This is a genomic window from Methylophaga sp. F-2 (assembly GCF_056859315.1).
In genome coordinates this window covers 771174-789016 of the sequence record NZ_JBSXOF010000019.1, presented here as the reverse complement: position 1 = coordinate 789016, position 17843 = coordinate 771174, and the positions used below count along the sequence as shown (strand labels likewise).

The 17843-nt window shown below is 42.6% G+C and carries 15 protein-coding genes and 2 tRNA genes; 15 read left to right on the top strand and 2 right to left on the bottom strand.

The window, feature by feature from the left end; translation table 11 throughout:
• The first annotated feature begins 215 nt into the window (after positions 1-215).
• The 8 genes from AC13DA_RS13055 to AC13DA_RS13020 all read left to right on the top strand — a co-directional run bounded on the left by AC13DA_RS13055 (position 216) and on the right by AC13DA_RS13020 (position 8254).
• The gene (locus tag AC13DA_RS13055) at positions 216-2471 is read left to right on the top strand and encodes an LPS-assembly protein LptD (protein WP_284452061.1); all 2256 of its coding nucleotides are present in this window, start codon (positions 216-218) and stop codon (positions 2469-2471) included.
• Positions 2472-2557: 86 nt separating this feature from the next.
• Positions 2558-3823: a peptidylprolyl isomerase gene (locus tag AC13DA_RS13050; RefSeq protein ID WP_273181864.1), complete on the top strand. Its 1266-nt coding sequence runs from the start codon at positions 2558-2560 to the stop codon at positions 3821-3823.
• Positions 3820-4806, top strand: coding sequence for a 4-hydroxythreonine-4-phosphate dehydrogenase PdxA (pdxA, locus tag AC13DA_RS13045; RefSeq protein WP_284452060.1), 987 nt, complete (start codon positions 3820-3822; stop codon positions 4804-4806). The genes AC13DA_RS13050 and pdxA overlap by 4 nt, the downstream gene beginning before the upstream one ends.
• A 7-nt stretch (positions 4807-4813) precedes the next feature.
• Positions 4814-5614 (top strand): 16S rRNA (adenine(1518)-N(6)/adenine(1519)-N(6))-dimethyltransferase RsmA, encoded by an 801-nt coding sequence (gene rsmA, locus AC13DA_RS13040; RefSeq protein WP_284452059.1) that lies wholly within the window; start codon positions 4814-4816, stop codon positions 5612-5614.
• A gap of 216 nt (positions 5615-5830) precedes the next feature.
• A complete protein-coding gene (locus AC13DA_RS13035) occupies positions 5831-6103 on the top strand; it encodes an HU family DNA-binding protein (protein WP_091711754.1) in 273 nt (90 codons plus the stop codon).
• Positions 6104-6115: 12 nt separating this feature from the next.
• Positions 6116-6191, top strand: a tRNA-Val gene (locus AC13DA_RS13030).
• A 9-nt stretch (positions 6192-6200) separates the two neighbouring features.
• A tRNA-Asp gene (locus AC13DA_RS13025) sits at positions 6201-6277 on the top strand.
• Between the two features lie 93 nt (positions 6278-6370).
• On the top strand, positions 6371-8254 hold the full coding sequence (locus AC13DA_RS13020; protein WP_284452058.1) for a SurA N-terminal domain-containing protein: 1884 nt from the start codon (positions 6371-6373) through the stop codon (positions 8252-8254).
• A gap of 46 nt (positions 8255-8300) precedes the next feature.
• Here the strand turns inward: AC13DA_RS13020 and AC13DA_RS13015 are convergent, their stop codons facing one another.
• Together AC13DA_RS13015 and AC13DA_RS13010 are read right to left on the bottom strand one after the other, a co-directional pair.
• Positions 8301-9503, bottom strand: a complete 1203-nt coding sequence (locus AC13DA_RS13015; RefSeq protein WP_284452057.1) for a dicarboxylate/amino acid:cation symporter — start codon at positions 9501-9503, stop codon at positions 8301-8303.
• A 74-nt stretch (positions 9504-9577) separates the two neighbouring features.
• The gene (locus AC13DA_RS13010) at positions 9578-10366 is read right to left on the bottom strand and encodes an enoyl-ACP reductase FabI (protein WP_284452056.1); all 789 of its coding nucleotides are present in this window, start codon (positions 10364-10366) and stop codon (positions 9578-9580) included.
• Between the two features lie 128 nt (positions 10367-10494).
• Between AC13DA_RS13010 and AC13DA_RS13005 the strand changes: the two genes are divergently transcribed.
• The 7 genes from AC13DA_RS13005 (at position 10495) to AC13DA_RS12975 (ending at position 17827) form a co-directional block, all read left to right on the top strand.
• A complete protein-coding gene (locus AC13DA_RS13005; RefSeq protein WP_482945983.1) occupies positions 10495-12645 on the top strand; it encodes an ABC transporter substrate-binding protein in 2151 nt (716 codons plus the stop codon).
• An 89-nt stretch (positions 12646-12734) separates the two neighbouring features.
• Entirely contained in the window at positions 12735-13499 is a 765-nt protein-coding gene (gene pomA, locus AC13DA_RS13000) for a flagellar motor protein PomA (protein ID WP_007145481.1), read from the top strand.
• A 20-nt stretch (positions 13500-13519) separates the two neighbouring features.
• Positions 13520-14413, top strand: a complete 894-nt coding sequence (locus AC13DA_RS12995; protein ID WP_007145480.1) for a flagellar motor protein MotB — start codon at positions 13520-13522, stop codon at positions 14411-14413.
• A 13-nt stretch (positions 14414-14426) separates the two neighbouring features.
• On the top strand, positions 14427-15017 hold the full coding sequence (locus AC13DA_RS12990) for a YceI family protein (RefSeq protein WP_417542956.1): 591 nt from the start codon (positions 14427-14429) through the stop codon (positions 15015-15017).
• Positions 15018-15032: 15 nt separating this feature from the next.
• On the top strand, positions 15033-15671 hold the full coding sequence (gene leuD / locus AC13DA_RS12985; protein ID WP_284452052.1) for a 3-isopropylmalate dehydratase small subunit: 639 nt from the start codon (positions 15033-15035) through the stop codon (positions 15669-15671).
• 41 nt (positions 15672-15712) lie between these two features.
• Positions 15713-16783 (top strand): 3-isopropylmalate dehydrogenase, encoded by a 1071-nt coding sequence (gene leuB / locus AC13DA_RS12980; RefSeq protein WP_473795955.1) that lies wholly within the window; start codon positions 15713-15715, stop codon positions 16781-16783.
• Between the two features lie 21 nt (positions 16784-16804).
• Positions 16805-17827: an aspartate-semialdehyde dehydrogenase gene (locus tag AC13DA_RS12975; RefSeq protein ID WP_007145476.1), complete on the top strand. Its 1023-nt coding sequence runs from the start codon at positions 16805-16807 to the stop codon at positions 17825-17827.
• Positions 17828-17843: the final 16 nt, after the last annotated feature.

Below are 17843 nucleotides of genomic sequence, written 5' to 3'. Positions count from 1 at the left end.
CAGCAGCACATGAACGGAATCTCACTCATCGCCAGTACATAGTAACAGATAAGCAATTAGACTAAGTACTTGAGCCTATTTAGATAAACTGATTTTTAGTTTAATGCTGAGCCTCTTCAATTTGCTGATTCATCATTAATATGCGATAAATTGTGAGTTATTTATCATTAGGTCAGGATGTCGATCATGGCTAGAGCTGCAGCTTGAGGATGAACATGCGCAAAAAGAAGCTATTATCAACCTTGTTACTATCCTTATCAGCTGGTGTCGCATCTGCGCAACAAGAGCAAGGGTTAACTTGTCACTTCGGTTACGAAGATCAGTTTTTACCTATCCCCACAGAAACAAAATCCGAGAATGAGTCCCCGGTCGATGTAAAAGCAAACAAAGTGCAGCTATTACAAAACGGCACATCTGTTTTTTCCGGTAATGTTGATATTTTGCGTGATAATCAATTACTCAGTGCTGACAGAGCGACCTATAACCGTAACAGTGGTGATGTCAGAGCCAGTGGTAATGTGAGCGTACGTGACAGCGAAATGGTGATTGAGTCTGAGCAGGCTGAGTGGTCGGTCGCAAATGACCAGGGTCAAATGCTGAATGCGCAGTATCATACTCGTCAGATGCATGCGCGTGGTGAGGCGACTCATATTTTAAGGCAGGGTCAGCAAACGACGGATCTTGACGATGCAACCTACACAACCTGTCCAGAAGGAAGCGACGCCTGGCAGCTCAAAGCAGATAAAGTGCATTTAGATCATGAAACGGCTGTTGGTGAAGCAAAAAATGTGGTGATTAGAATGGGGGGCTGGCCCGTTTTCTATACGCCATATATCAATTTTCCTTTAGACGACAAACGTAAATCAGGTTTCTTAATACCGTCTGTTGGTAACAGTGATAAAACAGGGTTTGATGTATTAACCCCATATTACTGGAATATAGCACCTAATCTGGATGCCACCTTAACGCCTCGTTATATGTCAGACCGTGGGTTAATGCTGGGCGGACAATTCAGATATTTGTTTGAATCAGGAGAAGGTGAAGTTGAAGCAACTTATCTGAACTCCGATGATTTAAAAAGTAATGGTGAAGATTTTAATCCTCATTATCAGGAAGCCAGAAAGTTATTCTCATGGCAGCATGAAAGTTATTTTGATAACCGCTGGCGTGCTTTAGTTGATTATAACTACGTCTCAGATGATGAATATTTTGAAGATTTTGGTTCGGGCTTGAGTCTGTCTAGCCGGACTTATTTGAATAGAAATGTCGAAACTGGTTATAGCGGTGATGTGTGGAATTTTACTGCGAGAGCCCAAGGCTACCAAACTCTGGGTGATGTCGAAGAACAATACAAACGCTTACCTCAGTTATTACTAAAAGGTTATCTACCTGATCAGGCATTAGGATTGACCTATGAGTTAGATAGTGAATATGTTGAATTCGATCACAATGAGAAAGTCGATGGCCAGCGTATCAATATTGAACCGTCAATCAGTATGCCTATGGGAACCGCCGCATTTTTTGTTACGCCTCGATTAGCCATTAATCATACGCAGTACAGTCTTAAAAATGATAAAACAAATGCTTATGATGATAGTGCCATAAGAACTTTACCTATCGCGAGTTTAGATAGCGGATTATTTTTTGACAGACAAATGACCGCATGGGGTGATAATTATATTCAGACGCTGGAACCACGTGCGTTTTATCTTTATGTTCCCGAACGTGATCAATCAGATATTCCAGACTTCGATACGAGCCTGACAACATTTAATTCCCTAAGATTATTTTCTCATAATCGATTTATTGGTCGGGATCGAATTGGTGATGCTAATCAGCTAACCCTGGCAGTAACAACACGGATTATTGACGAGGAGTCAGGTAAAGAAAATCTTAAGCTAACCGTTGGTCAAATTCGTTATTTTACTGATCAACGTGTCACATTAGACGGTACCATTGCAGAACGTGACTCTACTTCTGACATGGTGGCTGAAGCGGTCGCTTATATTGGTGATGAGTGGTCATTGAATAGTGAGTTTCAATGGGATCCCAGTGGTTTGAAATCTAATATGTCTTCAGTGGGATTACGTTATAAAAATGATAATGGCGGTATTTTCAATATTTCACATCGTTATCGTCGTGATGATCCAACACCGAATAATGGGATAGAGGAATCATTAGAGCAGATAGATGTGTCTACTCAAATTCCCATTTCTGAACGCTGGAAATTCTTTGGTCGTTGGTATCATGCAATTGATCAAGGTACAACGCTGGAAAAAATTGCTGGCCTACAATATGACAGTTGTTGCTGGGCAACACGTTTAGTTATGCGTGATTACGTCAATGATGTTTCCGATCAAGAACGGAATACAGCCATTTATCTGCAAATTGAATTAAAAGGCCTGGGAAGCTTCGGCCAGAAATCTGATAGTTTATTAGAACGCAGTATTCGTGGGTTTGAGGCAGAGTGAACTTGAGATGTGCTAGATAGTCCATTGCGTTTAGACGCCTCGAACAGAAACGAAGTTAAAACATAAATTTGGAGTAATAGAATTTAATGATTAAGTATCTGATTGTCGGTTTGTTACTGGCAACCAATGTATGGGCGCAGTCTTTAGATAAGATTGTTGCAGTTGTAAACGACGAAGTCATTCTTGAGAGTGATTTACAGGATATGGAGCAAACAATTCGTCAGCAAATCCGTCAGAGAGATGCTGCTATGCCTCCAAGTGACATATTGCGTAAACAAGTACTGGAAAGATTGATTATGCAACGTCTGCAAATTCAGGAAGCAGATAAAGTAGGTATCCGTGTTGGTGATGATGCACTTAATGCTGCTCTGAAACAGATTGCTGATAAAAACCAATTGACTTTGAGGCAGTTCAGAGATGTTTTAGAGAAAGATGGTTATGACTTTAGCCAATTTCGTGAAACTATTCGCGATGAAATGATTATCGCTCGATTACGTAAAAGTCAGGTTGAAGACCGAGTTGTGGTATCAGATCGAGAAGTCGACAATTTTCTAGCTACTCAAAAAATTCAAGACGGTGGACAAGTCGAGTACGATCTACAACATATTCTTATTAGTCTTCCTGAAGCGGCATCTCCTGAGGAAGTGCAAGCAGCACAAGAAAAGCTGGAAAAAGTTCAGGCTTTATTGAAAGAGGGGGGCGATTTTTCTCAAGTTGCTGCCGGATATTCTGATGGTCAAAATGCGCTTGAAGGCGGCGAATTAGGCTGGCGTAAACAAGGTGAGCTGCCATCACTGTTCGCTGATGTTGTACCAACACTTGCAGTAGGTGAGGTCAGTCAACCATTACGCAGCGGCAGTGGCTTTCACTTAGTCAGAGTCAAAGATAAAAAAAGTGAAGATGTTCACTTGGTCAAGCAAACATTAGCTAGTCATATTTTGATAAAAACCAATGAGCTAACCACTGATGAAGAAGCACAACAACGTCTTGAAAAGCTGAGAGAGCGCATTGTTAATGGCGAAGACTTTGCCGAGTTAGCACGAGCTAATTCAGATGATACGGGCTCAGCGATTGACGGTGGAAGTTTAGGTTGGGTTAGCCCGGGTGTGATGGTGCCTGAGTTTGAAGAAAAGATGAATTCGCTAGCTGTGGGTGAAATGAGCGATGTGTTTAAGAGTCGTTTTGGTTGGCATTTGATTAAAGTTTTTGACCGTCGTGAAGAAAACATGGCGGAAGAATACCAACGAAGCAAAGCGCGTGAACAAATTCGCCAGCGTAAAATTGATGAAGAAATGGAAACATGGTTACGTTCGATGCGTGATGAGGCCTATGTTGAGTACCGTAATCCTTGAGTGAAATAAAACGAATTGCAATAACCCCAGGCGAACCGGCTGGAATTGGCCCTGATTTGGTACTGACTCTAGCGCAGCAAAAGCATCAGGCTCAAATCATTGCACTTGCTGATCCAGTATTACTCGCTGAACGAGCTGATCTACTTGGTCTATCAATTAAAATGATTGAAGTCGATTTGTCAGCGCCGCCTAAAATTGCTGAATCTGGTGAGCTTTACGTTATGCCTCATCACTTAAAAGTGCCGGTTACAGCAGGACAACTGGATAAGCTCAATAGTCGCTATGTGCTGGAAACACTGCAAACAGCCTTGGAAGGCTGTTTATCTCATGAATTTGATGCTGTGGTAACGGCGCCTGTACATAAAGGCATTATCAACGATGCTGGTGCAGCATTTACAGGGCACACTGAGTTTTTTGCTGATGGATCTGGTGTCAAGAAAGTGGTGATGATGTTGGCAACAGAGTCGTTAAAAGTGGCACTGGCAACGACACACTTGCCTTTACGGGAGGTCGCCGACGCAATTAATCGTGATGAACTGAGTCAAGTCATTGAGATTATTAACCAGTCGATGCGACAACACTTTGACTTAGTCAATCCAAGAATAGCCGTATGTGGTTTAAATCCTCATGCGGGTGAGGATGGTCATCTTGGACGTGAAGAGGTGGATATTATCCAGCCCGTGATTGATGCCTATATTAAAGCAGGCTATGCCGTCTCAGGTGCCTGGCCGGCTGATACAATATTTAATCAGGATAAGTTACTGAACTATGATGTTGTATTAGCGATGTTTCATGATCAAGGATTGCCGGTTTTGAAACATCATGGTTTTGGTAAGGCCGTTAATGTCACCTTGGGTTTACCCTTTATTAGAACATCAGTTGATCACGGGACAGCGCTTGATTTAGCTGCAAGCGGTCAGGCTAATCCAAGCAGTTTATATGCTGCTTTATCGATGGCCATTGCGATGGCTAACACACATTGAGTAAATCATGACCCAATCTTCTTTCCCCCGAGCAAGAAAGCGTTTTGGACAAAACTTTCTACATGATCAGTCAGTTATTAATTCAATTGTTGAAGCGATAAGTCCGGAAGCTGGTCAGCATCTTGTTGAAATCGGTCCTGGGCGAGGTGCTTTAACAGAGCCACTATTACAGCGTTGTACGCAGCTTGACGTGATTGAACTTGATAGAGATCTGGTGCCACTGTTAAGAAGCCAGTTTTCCAACTATGAGCAGCTTAATATTCATGAAGCAGACGCGTTGCGGTATGACTATTATCAACTTGTCAGTAACCACCAACCGTTGAGAATAATAGGTAATCTGCCCTACAACATTACAACGCCATTACTATTCCATTTGCTTGATTATTCTCAACACATCACGGATATGTGTTTTATGCTGCAAAAAGAGGTTGTTGAGCGCATCTGTGCGCAGCCTGGAACAAAGCAGTACGGTCGGTTGAGTATCATGATTCAGCATCAGTGTGAGACGGATATGTTATTTGTTGTTCCTCCTGAAGCGTTTGAACCGGCACCTAAAGTTGAATCTGCCATCATTTATTTACAGCCTCGTAAACAACGCCTCGGTGGTGATGTCGACATGGCAACATTGAGTCATATTGTCACTCAAGCATTCAGTCAACGCCGAAAAACCATTGCTAACACATTGAAAAAATTGATTTCTATCGATATGTTTCAGGCCGCTGATATTGATCCAACACAACGTCCTGAAACAATTACGGTTGAAGCTTTTGTCAGATTGACTCGTTGTTATCTTGCTGCATCTGCTTAATCTCAATAATCATGCCAGATGATCTAAATTGGTTTTAACTGGATGGCTTATTCACTCAAGCTAGATAAAATCTTGCTAACAACACAAATGAACTGTCTTGACACGCCGATTTTGCTGTAGTTAGATACTCAGAACCAATGGGACTCATAAGCATAACTTAACGTCGCTATTGGGACTTGGACGACATAAATAAATAATGATATGAGGAATTAAGCTGTGAATAAATCTGAACTCATCGATGCAGTTGCTGCAGCTGCGGACATTTCAAAAGCAAAAGCTGCACAAGCTGTTGATGGCATGACATCTGCCGTAACTAAAGCTCTAAGCAGTGGCGATCAAGTCACATTAGTTGGCTTCGGTACATTCTCTGTTCGTGAGCGTGCAGCACGTACTGGTCGTAACCCACGTACTGGTGAAGAAATCAAAATTGCCGCTGCAAAAATTCCTGCATTTAAAGCTGGCAAAGCATTAAAAGATGCTGTAAACTAGTTTTTTTTCTTGGGGTGCTTAGCTCAGCTGGGAGAGCATCGCCCTTACAAGGCGAGGGTCGGGGGTTCGAACCCCTCAGCACCCACCAAGAATATACGGAGCGGTAGTTCAGTTGGTTAGAATACCGGCCTGTCACGCCGGGGGTCGCGGGTTCGAGTCCCGTCCGCTCCGCCAAAAAAGAGGAAAGGCGCATCTTATGCGCCTTTTTTTTTGCCTATTGTATTAGAATAGCCGTTTTTAACAACATTTCGGGAAGGTTCTCTTCATATGTTGCATTTCATACGTAATCACGCCCAGGGATGGATTGCCTGGTTCATCGTTGGTTTAATTAGTATTCCATTTGCTCTGTGGGGCATTAACTCATATTTGTCTGGCGCCTCGACGGTTGTTGTGGCAGAAGTGAATGGCTCACCCATCACCCAAACAGAACTACAAACGTCGTTACAGCAGTATCGTGATCGTATGCGTAGCATGATGGGGGATCAATTTGATCCAGCGATGTTTGATAACGCTAGTGTAAAAAAAGACGTATTAGACGGGCTTATTGACCAACGTTTATTACGAGATGCAAATCAAACCTTAAAACAACGTATCAGCGATGCTGCGGTATCTCAGTTCATCCGTTCTACTCCCGCTTTCCAACGTGATGGTAAGTTCGATTCCGATTATTACGGGATGGTGCTGGCGCGGGTAGGCTATACCCCTGCTCAGTATGAAGCGCAGTTAAGAGCAGATTTATTATCTCAAGAGCTCACCACCAATATTCAGAATTCATCAATTGCCAGTGTTAAATTACTTAATGAAGCATTGAGATTAGAGAGACAACAACGCGAGCTAGCTTATGGTGTCGTTCCTATTCAGCGATTCGTTGACAAAGTGAATGTGGATGAGGACGAAGTGAAGCAATATTACGACGACAACGTAGCTGCTTATACAGCTCCAGAACAAGTCAAACTGAACTATATTGAGTTATCGGTTGATGAGTTGGCGAAAGGGGTTCAAGTCAATGATGATGAACTGAAAAAATTCTATGCTGATAATCAAAATCAATTTGTGGGTCCTGAACAGCGTCGTGCAAGCCATATTTTAATTGAAGGTGATGACGATGCGGCTTTAGAAAAAATTAAAGCGATTCAAATCCGTTTAGAGAACGGTGAAGACTTTGCCTTATTGGCAAAAGAAACTTCTGATGATACTGGATCAGCTGAAAAAGGTGGTGATCTTGGTTTCTTTGGTAAAGACGTCATGGATCCAGCATTCGAAGAAGCAGCATTTGCATTGACGAATGTCGGAGATGTCAGTGAACCGGTCAAGACAGAATTTGGTTATCACCTGATTAAACTGACGGGTATTCAAAAGCCAGAAGGCAAAACATTTGATCAGGCGCGTGATCAAGTTGAGAAAATGTATCGTCGCCAGCAAGCTGAATCTATTTTTTATGACAAAGCTGAACAGTTAGCCAATTTGAGTTTCGAAAATCCCGACAGTCTGGATGTCGCGGCTGAGGCACTTGGTCTGGATATCAAAACAACCGAGAGTTTTACTCGAACTGGAACTGAGGCTGGGGTCACTAGTAATAAGAAAGTCATTGATGCAGCATTTAGTGAAGATGTCTTAAAAAATGACCTAAACAGTGCTGTGATTGAATTGTCAGATAATGATCTTATCGTTGTACATAAGAACAAACATATACCAGAAACGGTTTTACCCTTTGAGTCTGTTTCTCCAGCAATCAAACAACAGTTAGTATTTGATAAAGCAAGAAAACTGGCACAAGATGAGGGTGAGTCTGTAGTAGAAAAAGTCAAATCTGGCGAAAGTCCTGAGTCTCTGTTAACTAACTGGCAGGCTGCCGAGTTTTATGGCCGTGATGCAGAGAAAGTCAGCAGTCAAATTCTTCAACGTGCTTTCACAATGCCAAAACCCTTATCGGCGTCTGAGTATGAAGGATTCTCAGCAGATAATGGAAACTACGTTGTTATCAAATTAACAGCGGTTAAAAATGGCAATATTGATGATGTTACTGAGGAGCAGAAGAAAGCTCTGCAACAACAGTTAACGAGCATTTATGCATCGGCAGAGGTTGAAGCCTTTATTGCCCAATTACGCAATGATGCAGATATTGATATTCATCAGGATGCACTGAAATAAATGATTATTTATTGAGCATTGTTAAAGGCGCCTTAGGGCGCCTTTTTTATGTGAACCGATCAACGATAGCACTGCCCACGCTATCACTCCAGACGTTGATAGAGGTTCTGAACCTGTCCAGGAACCAATCAACAGAGAGTAATAAGGCGATGCCATCCAGTGGTAAGCCTACAGCACTTAGAACAATTACCATGGTGACCAGTCCGGCTTCAGGTATGCCAGCTGCACCGATAGCAGCTAATGTGGCAGTAACAAATACAATGGCCTGCTGAGTCAGGCTTAAATCAATACCATAAGCCTGTGCAATGAACATCACCGCTGCTGCTTCATATAGCGCTGTACCATCCATATTGATAGTTGCGCCAAGTGGTAATACAAATTTACTGACCTTATGGCTGACACCATTCTCTCTGACACATTCCATTGTTAATGGAAGTGTCGCAGAGGAGCTGGCTGTACCAAATGCTGTCACTAATGCACGAGCCATACCAAGTAGGTAGGAGGTTCCCCGTCTTGTCATCAAAAATAAAACCAGTAGTAACAAGACCCCATGAATAGAAAGTCCTGTTAACACGGTCACAACATGCCAACCAACGGCTTTCATTTCGGCAAGAAAGTGTTCGCCACCACCCGCATTACCCAATCTGGCAGCAATCAGAGCAAAAATACCTATTGGGGCCAGATGCATAACCCAGATCACTAAGGTCATCATCGCCTCATTAATGCCATCAAACAGCTGAAACACGGGTTTACCTTTTTCACCTAAGGTACTTAATGCCATAGAGAACAGGATTGCAAAGACAATGAGCGGTAGAAGCTGAGTTTGTGCGGCTGAGGAAATCAGATTAGGGGAGACGAGAGACAGAATAATATCGCTGATACCCGTATTTTGTTTTTCTAAAATATAGTCGGGCACAGCCGTTTGGCTCCATTGCATACCAGCGCCGGGCTGGATCCAATTAACAACGATGAGTCCAATTAAGACTGCAGTCGCTGTCGATAGACTGTAATAAAGCAGCGTAAAACCACCTAATTTGCCTAATTTCTTTAAGTTGCCTAATGAACCTATGCCACTGACAATAGAAGCAATCACCAAAGGGATAATGGTCATTTTTAGTGCGTTGAGAAACAATGTACCAAGCCAGCTGATATTAACGGCTAGCGTGGGGTTATACCAACCGAGTAAAACACCACTCACTGCTCCCAGCACAATGAAGGCCAGCAAAATCATGGCATGTTTATGAGACATAGGGCCTCCATATTTTGAACAAAAAAAAGGGCATTTATAAATGCCCTTTTAGAATACCAGCAAAAATAAGCGGTTTACTTATCACCAATGCCGACAATGTTATAACCGGCATCAACATAGGTGATTTCACCTGTGACACCTGATGCCAGATCGGAACATAAGAATGCCGCTACATTGCCCACTTCTTCAATGGTGACATTTCTTCTTAATGGTGAATTGCGTTCACCATAAGCCAGCATTTTGCCAAAATCACCGATACCCGCAGCAGCAAGTGTTTTGATTGGACCGGCTGACACTGCATTAACACGAATACCTTGTTCACCAAGCGAGTAGGCCATATAGCGGACGGTCGCTTCCAGAGCGGCTTTTGCTACACCCATCACATTGTAGTTATCAATCGCTTTTTCAGCACCTAAGTAACTCAGTGTCAATAATGAACCATTACGGCCCGCCATCATGTTTTTTCCTGCTTTCGCTAAAGCAGCAAAACTGTATGCACTGATATCGTTGGCCATAGCGAAACCGTCTCGGGTCACACTATCAACGAAGCCACCCTGCAATTGTTCACGGGGGGCAAATGCAACAGAGTGAACGATAGTATCAAGACCATCCCAGTGTTGACCTAATGATTCAAATACACTGTTGATTTCATCATCACTGCTAACATCACAAGGAAAGACCAGCGCTGGGTTCGCGCCACATTCTTCAGCGATTTTTTCAACGCGTGATTTTAATTTCTCATTTTGATATGTGAAAGCTAATTCAGCACCTTCACGTGCCATCGCATGAGCAATACCAGATGCAATTGAGCGGGGGCTGGCGACACCCACAATTAATGCGCGTTTGCCTTGCAGAAAACCCATGTGTCTCTCCTAACTACATATAAAGGCGGATAACTTACCTGATTTTAGGGATGACGGAAAGGGCAAGCATGCAGTAATCTTCTACTGTTATCATGCAAACAGTATCTATTGCTTTGAAATGAGGTTATATGAGATTGAAATATTGGTTGCTTAGTAGCGTGCTGTTCTTAGTAACAGCATGTGATATGAAAGCGATAAACTCACCTTATCCAGAAGCATCCAGTGATGAATCTATTCTCTACAGCGCTTTTTCACTTCGCCCTAAACATTTAGATCCCGCCCGTTCTTACAGCGCGAATGAAGCTATAATCACTGGTCAGGTATACGAGCCACCTTATCAGTATCATTATTTAAAAAGACCCTATCAACTCGAGCCATTGTCGGCCTCAGCGATGCCTGAAGTGGTTTATTTGGATAAGGACGATAATCCGGTTAATGCCAATGCCAAGAATATTGCCTTTTCTGTCTATAGCATCCCTATCAAACACGATATTCTCTATCAGCCTCATCCTGCGTTTGTAAAAGATGAGAATGGAAACTGGCTTTACCATCATTTAACAGACGAACAAATCGCCAATGTAGAAGATTTAGCGGACTTTGAAAAAACAGCTACACGGCAGCTGGTTGCCGCTGATTTTGTCTACCAGATAAAACGTCTGGCACACCCTGAAGTCCATTCTCCAATCCTTGGAGTGATGGCGGAGCATATCGTTGGGCTTAAAGAGTACGCTGAGCAATTAAGAGCCATTCGAAAAGAGCAGGGTGAAGTCGACCTTCGTCAGCATGAAATCAGTGGTGTAAAGACCATTGATGATTATCACTATCAGATAAAAGTATACGGAAAATATCCACAACTGGATTACTGGTTAGCAATGCCTTTTTTTGCGCCTATCCCATGGGAGGCGGAAGAATTTTACTCCCAGCCAGGGCTGATTAATAAAAATATCACTCTAGATTGGTATCCTGTCGGAACTGGCCCATTTTACATGACTGAGAATGATCCGAACCGACGTATGGTGTTGACTAAAAATCCTAACTTTCACGGTGAACGCTATCCAGCAGAAGGGGAAGACACGGATAAGCAAAATGGTTTATTAGACGATGCGGGTAAACCGTTGCCCATGATAGACAAAATTGTTTTTACTCTCGAAAAAGAAAATACGTCTTACTGGGGAAAATTCATGCAGGGCTACTATGATGTTAGTGGCATAAGTTCAGATAGTTTCGAGCAAGCGGTGAATATTTCAACATCGGGCGAATTTGGTTTAAGTGATGAAATGAAAGCCAAAGGAATAAAACTGGAAACAGCCATTGCTGCGACTAGTTTTTATACCGGATTTAACATGTTAGACCCTGTTGTTGGCGGATATAGTGAGCGAGCCAGAAAACTCCGACAAGCGATTTCTATCGCCATAGATCAGGAAGAATATATTTCTATTTTTGCTAATGGCCGCGGCATCCCTGCACAGGGACCTATTCCTCCAGGTATTTTTGGCTACAGTGAAGGTAAAGCGGGTATCAATCCATATATGTATACATGGAAGAATGGTCAAGCTGAACGTAAATCCATAGAAGCAGCAAAACAACTTCTAGCGGAAGCTGGATATCCAAATGGCAGGGATAAAAAAACAGGTGAGCCACTTGTCATTTACATGGATATCACCGCGAGTGGTCCTGACAGCAAATCGGATTTGGACTGGATGCGTAAGCAGTTTAGAAAGCTGAAAATACAGCTGGTTCTCCGCAGCAGTGACTACAATCGTTTTCAGGATAAAATCCGCCGCGGACAGGTACAGATGTTCCAATGGGGCTGGAATGCCGATTATCCCGATCCAGAAAATTTCCTGTTTTTACTTTATGGTCCAAATGGTCGTGCTCAGTTTGGTGGTGAAAACACAGCAAATTATCAAAATAAAGACTTTGACAAACTTTTTGAAAAGATGCGCACCATGTCAAACACACCAGAGCGATTGGCTATAATCAAACAGATGGTTGATATTGTCAGGAAAAATACGCCCTGGATATGGGGCTTTCATCCTAAACAGTTCTCGCTTTATCACCAGTGGAATCATAATGTTAAGCCTAATTTAATGGCTAATAACACGCTCAAATACCGACGTATCGATACGGGTGTGCGTGAAAAACTTCAGTCTCAATGGAATCAGCCGATACTCTGGCCATTGGGGATTGTAATAATTGTGATTATGCTGATGGTCATGCCCGCGGTTTTTATTTACCGTTCGAAGAAGTATAAAAAGCATCATTTTCCATCGACATAGAGGAGATTTTTACTATGCGATTAGGTAGAATGCACTGCCAGTGCTTCGGCATTTCATTGATGAGTTTCTAGTGTTTAGGGAGTAATTGAGTGGATTTAGCTACACTGCTAGGTTTTATTGCGGCTTGGGGCCTAATTATAGCAACGATTGCTATGGGGGCTGCAGCCGGTGTTTTCATCAATATGCCCTCACTAGCCATTGTGCTTGGCGGCTCATTCGCCGTTGTACTGATGCGATTTACCTTAGGACAGTTTTTAGGCTCTATTAAAACAGCCATGAAAGCGTTTTTGTATAAATCGGAATCTCCACAAGAAATTATCCAGTCGGTTGTTGAGCTGGCGACCATTGCCAGAAAAGAAGGTTTACTTGCTCTGGAAAAACAAGAAATCACCAACCCTGTTCTAGCGAAAGGTATCCGGATGCTGGTAGATGGACATGAGCCAGCCGTCGTCAAAAAAGCACTGGTTACCGAAATGAATGAAACTGTTAATCGACACTCCATTGGTCAGCAAATTTTTAAAACGATGGGGGATGCGGGCCCCGCAATGGGGATGATTGGTACATTAGTAGGTCTTGTACAAATGCTATCTAATATGTCGGATCCAAAGTCGATTGGTCCCGCGATGGCCGTCGCCTTGCTGACAACACTTTATGGTGCGATGTTAGCGAATATGTTTGCTCTGCCAGTATCCGATAAACTCGCTTTACGCAGTAGTGAAGAACTGATGAATAAAAGCATCATCATCGAGAGTGTGATGGGGATACAGGAAGGCCAAAATCCAAAAGTGTTGGGTGAGTTATTACAAAACTTCCTACCTGCTTCAAAACGCGACTCAGATGAACCAGCAGATTAACTAATGTTGGTCACACAATAATGAGTGAAGATAGCCCTAGACCTAAAAAGCAAGACGAAGGCCTGCCGGCCTATATGGGTACATTTGCAGACTTAATGTCACTGCTGATGTGCTTTTTTGTATTGTTGTTATCCTTTGCAGAAATGGATGCTCTGAAATATAAGATGGTCGTTAAATCCCTGGATAATGCCTTTGGGGTTCAACGAGAAGTCATTGCGGATGCTGTGCCTGTGGGTACCAGTATTATTGCCCAAGAATATAGCCCAGGTGATCCTAAGCCAACACCATTGAAAGTTGTCAGACAAGAAACGGTTGACGATACTCGTGAAAAAATTAAGGTGACGATGGATGCTGAAGAAGTAGCTCAGCAACAGGCACAGGAAATTGCAGAAGAAACCCAAAAATTTCGTGAAGCACTTGATGAAGAAATTAAAGAAGGCTTGATTGAAGTTGAAAGTCAATTTAGTCGCATTGTTATTCGTATAAGGGAAAACGGCTCATTTCCATCAGGGGATGCTCGGCTAAACCCCAGTTTTAAACCCATTCTCAAAAAAATCCATGATGTATTGGTTGACACAGGTGGACAAATAGCTGTGGCAGGTCACACTGATGATGTGCCGATTAATACACCAAGATATCGATCTAATTGGGAACTATCTACCTCAAGAGCAACGTCTGTAGTACATGAATTGTTGGCTCCGGGTGATATGAAGCCAGAACGGTTTGTGCTGGAGGGTTATGCAGATACAAAACCGCTTGTGCCCAACAATTCACCAGAAAACCGAGCGATTAACAGACGTGTAGAAATCATTGTTCTTAAATCACCGGTTGAAGAAAGTTTAACCCGTTCAATTGATGAGCTAATGAAAGAGCATGAATCAGTTGATGGTTCTGTTACTACTGTTTACGAATAATAAGGGAAGAAAAATGAAAAAAATGAATGTATGGTTATCGACCCTGGGTTTTTTATTGGTGAGTTCAGCAGCTTCTGCGACACAATGGCAAATCAACAATAGCGAATCACAAATCAATTTTATTTCGACAAAGAAAGTGAATATTGCTGAAGTACATCAATTCGACAAAATAGCGGGGAGTCTGTCTGAAAGTGGTGAATTTTCTGTATCGATCGATCTAGCCTCGGTAGACACGGGTGTTGAAATTCGCGATAGTCGGATGAAAGAATTTTTGTTCAATATTGCTGACTTTCCCAAAGCGGTAATAACTGCCAAGTTACCGCCTGATGAAATTAAACAGCTTGAAGTAGGACAGACAAAACCGTTATCTGTGGATGGCATGCTTGAACTGCACGGCCAGAAAAAAGCACTGACTTTTGAGGTGCTGGTTACCAAAGTCGCCACAAATGAGTTATTGGTAGTGTCTGCTCATCCGGTGATTTTAAATGCCGATGATTATGAATTAGCAGCAGGTGTAGAAAAATTACGTGAGTTGGCTGGTTTGCCCAACATCAGCCATGCTGTGCCCGTGAATTTTTATTTAACGTTGAACGCGACGAACTAAGAGGTATTCCTCGCAATGCAAAAATTTTCAGTTGAAACTGGCATCGTTATCCCATTAGACCGTCCCAATGTGGATACCGATGCGATTATTCCTAAGCAGTTTTTAAAATCCATCAAACGCACTGGTTTTGGTCCCAATTTATTCGACGAGTGGCGTTATCTTGATCATGGGGAGCCTGGACAAGATACAAAAAATCGTCCATTGAATCCTGACTTTGAGCTTAATCAACCACGTTACAAAGGTGGTACGATTCTTCTTGCACGTGAGAATTTTGGCTGTGGCTCAAGTCGTGAGCATGCTGTGTGGGCACTCGATGATTTCGGTATTCGCGTTATTATTGCCCCAAGTTTTGCTGATATCTTTTTCAGCAACACCAGCAAAAATGGTATTTTGGCGATAACTTTAGAAGAGTCGTTGATAGATAAACTCTTTGAACAAGTTGAATCTATACCTGGATATCAACTGACGGTTGATTTACCTGAGCAAAAAATTACTCTGCCAGATGGGCAGTCAATCGCTTTTGATGTCGATGCTTTCAAAAAACACTGTCTAATTGAAGGGCTTGATGATATCGGCCTGACATTACAACACACCGCTGACATCAAAGCTTATGAAGAAAAGCGTAAGCAAGAAGCACCCTGGTTATTCTCTTAAGACAACCTCTGAATTTAGTAAATTATTTAAAGATATAAAAAATGACAAAAAAAATTGTAGTTTTGCCTGGTGATGGCATTGGTCCTGAAATCGTTGCTGAAGCAGTCAAAATTCTTGAAAAGTTTCGTGAAGAAGGTCTGGATATCAACCTTGAGTACGGCTTAATTGGTGGTGCGGCCTATGATGAAACAGGCACCCCCCTTCCAGCAGAAACCTTAGAAATGTCAAAACAGGCTGATGCTATTTTGCTAGGTGCTGTTGGTGGTTATAAATGGGAATCTCTGGACATTAGTGTAAGACCGGAAAAAGGCCTCTTAGGCATACGTTCTGAATTGAATTTATTTGCTAATTTACGTCCGGCTATTTTGTATCCGCAGTTAGCTGATGCGTCTACTTTGAAACCTGAAGTCGTTGCTGGCTTGGATTTGATGATTGTGCGCGAGTTGACGGGGGGGATTTATTTCGGTCAGCCTCGTGGTATCAGAACATTGGATAATGGCGAAAAACAAGGATTCAATACACTTGTGTATCGCGAAAGTGAAATCAACCGAATTGGTAAAGTCGCTTTTGATATCGCCGCCAAACGACAAGGCAGAGTTTGCTCTGTAGATAAAGCAAATGTGCTGGAAAGCACAGAATTGTGGCGTGAAACTATGACAACATTGTCAAAATCCTATCCGGATATTGAATTGAGTCATATGTATGTGGATAACGCGGCAATGCAATTGGTGAGGGCACCGAAGCAATTTGATGTCATGGTTACCACCAATATGTTTGGGGATATTTTATCGGACTGTGCTTCTATGCTTACCGGCTCGATTGGGATGTTACCTTCAGCATCACTGGATGAAAACAGCAAAGGCATGTATGAGCCAATCCATGGTTCTGCACCTGATATTGCCGGACAGAATATTGCGAATCCACTAGCGACAATTTTATCAGCTGCTATGATGTTACGTTACACGCTCGATGAAGCCTCAATGGCAGATCGAATTGAAAAAGCTGTGAGCAAGGTGTTGGATGACGGTCTTCGTACTGCTGATATCTACTCTGCGGGTATGACCAAGGTCTCTACTGCAGAGATGGGTGATGCGGTGCTTGCAGCGTTATAAATTAAAAACGAAAGGTGTATTGTGAATAAAAAAGTAGATGTTGCAGTTGTAGGTGCTACAGGGGCCGTAGGTGAGGCCATGTTGGAAATTTTGCACCAACGTCAGTTCCCAGTGGGTAAAGTATATGCGCTGGCGAGTGAACGAAGTGCAGGCTCTACAGTTAGCTTTGGCAATAAATCGATACTTGTCGAAGATTTGGCTGAATTTGATTTCTCAAAAGTGCAGGTTGGCCTGTTTTCTCCTGGTGCAAGCGTATCCGCAATTTATGCGCCAAAAGCCGCGGCAGCTGGTTGTGTAGTTATCGATAACACATCACAGTTCCGCTATGACGATGATATCCCGCTGGTCGTGCCTGAAGTCAATCCAGAAGCAGTAGCTGATTATAAAAACCGTGGCATCATTGCTAATCCTAATTGCTCAACCATCCAAATGATGGTGGCACTGAAGCCTATTTACGATGCTGTCGGTATCACACGTATTAATGTTTGTACCTATCAGGCGGTTTCTGGTTCCGGTAAGCCTGCAATGGATGAGCTTGCCAAGCAGACAGCGGATTTATTAAACGGACGTCCTGTGAAAGCAGAAGTCTATCCAAAACAAATCGCGTTTAATGTGTTACCACAAATTGATGTGTTTATGGATAACGGCTACACCAAAGAAGAAATGAAAATGGTGTGGGAAACCCGCAAAATTATGGGTGATGAATCCATTCAAGTTAATCCAACAGCAGTTCGTGTACCTGTGTTTTTCGGGCACTCAGAAGCAATTCATATCGAAACTCGTGACAAAATAACGGCAGAACAATGCAAAGCATTATATGAAAAGGCTGAAGGCATCGTATTGCTTGATGAGCGTAAAGATGGTGGATATCCAACTGCTGTGACCGAGTCTTCAGGACAAGATCCCGTATTTGTCGGACGTATCCGCGAAGACATTTCCCATGAAAAAGGATTAAATTTATGGGTTGTTGCAGATAACGTTCGTAAAGGTGCTGCGCTTAACAGTGTTCAGATTGCTGAAGTCTTAGTTGAAAAGTACCTTTAAATTAAGCTAGATAAGG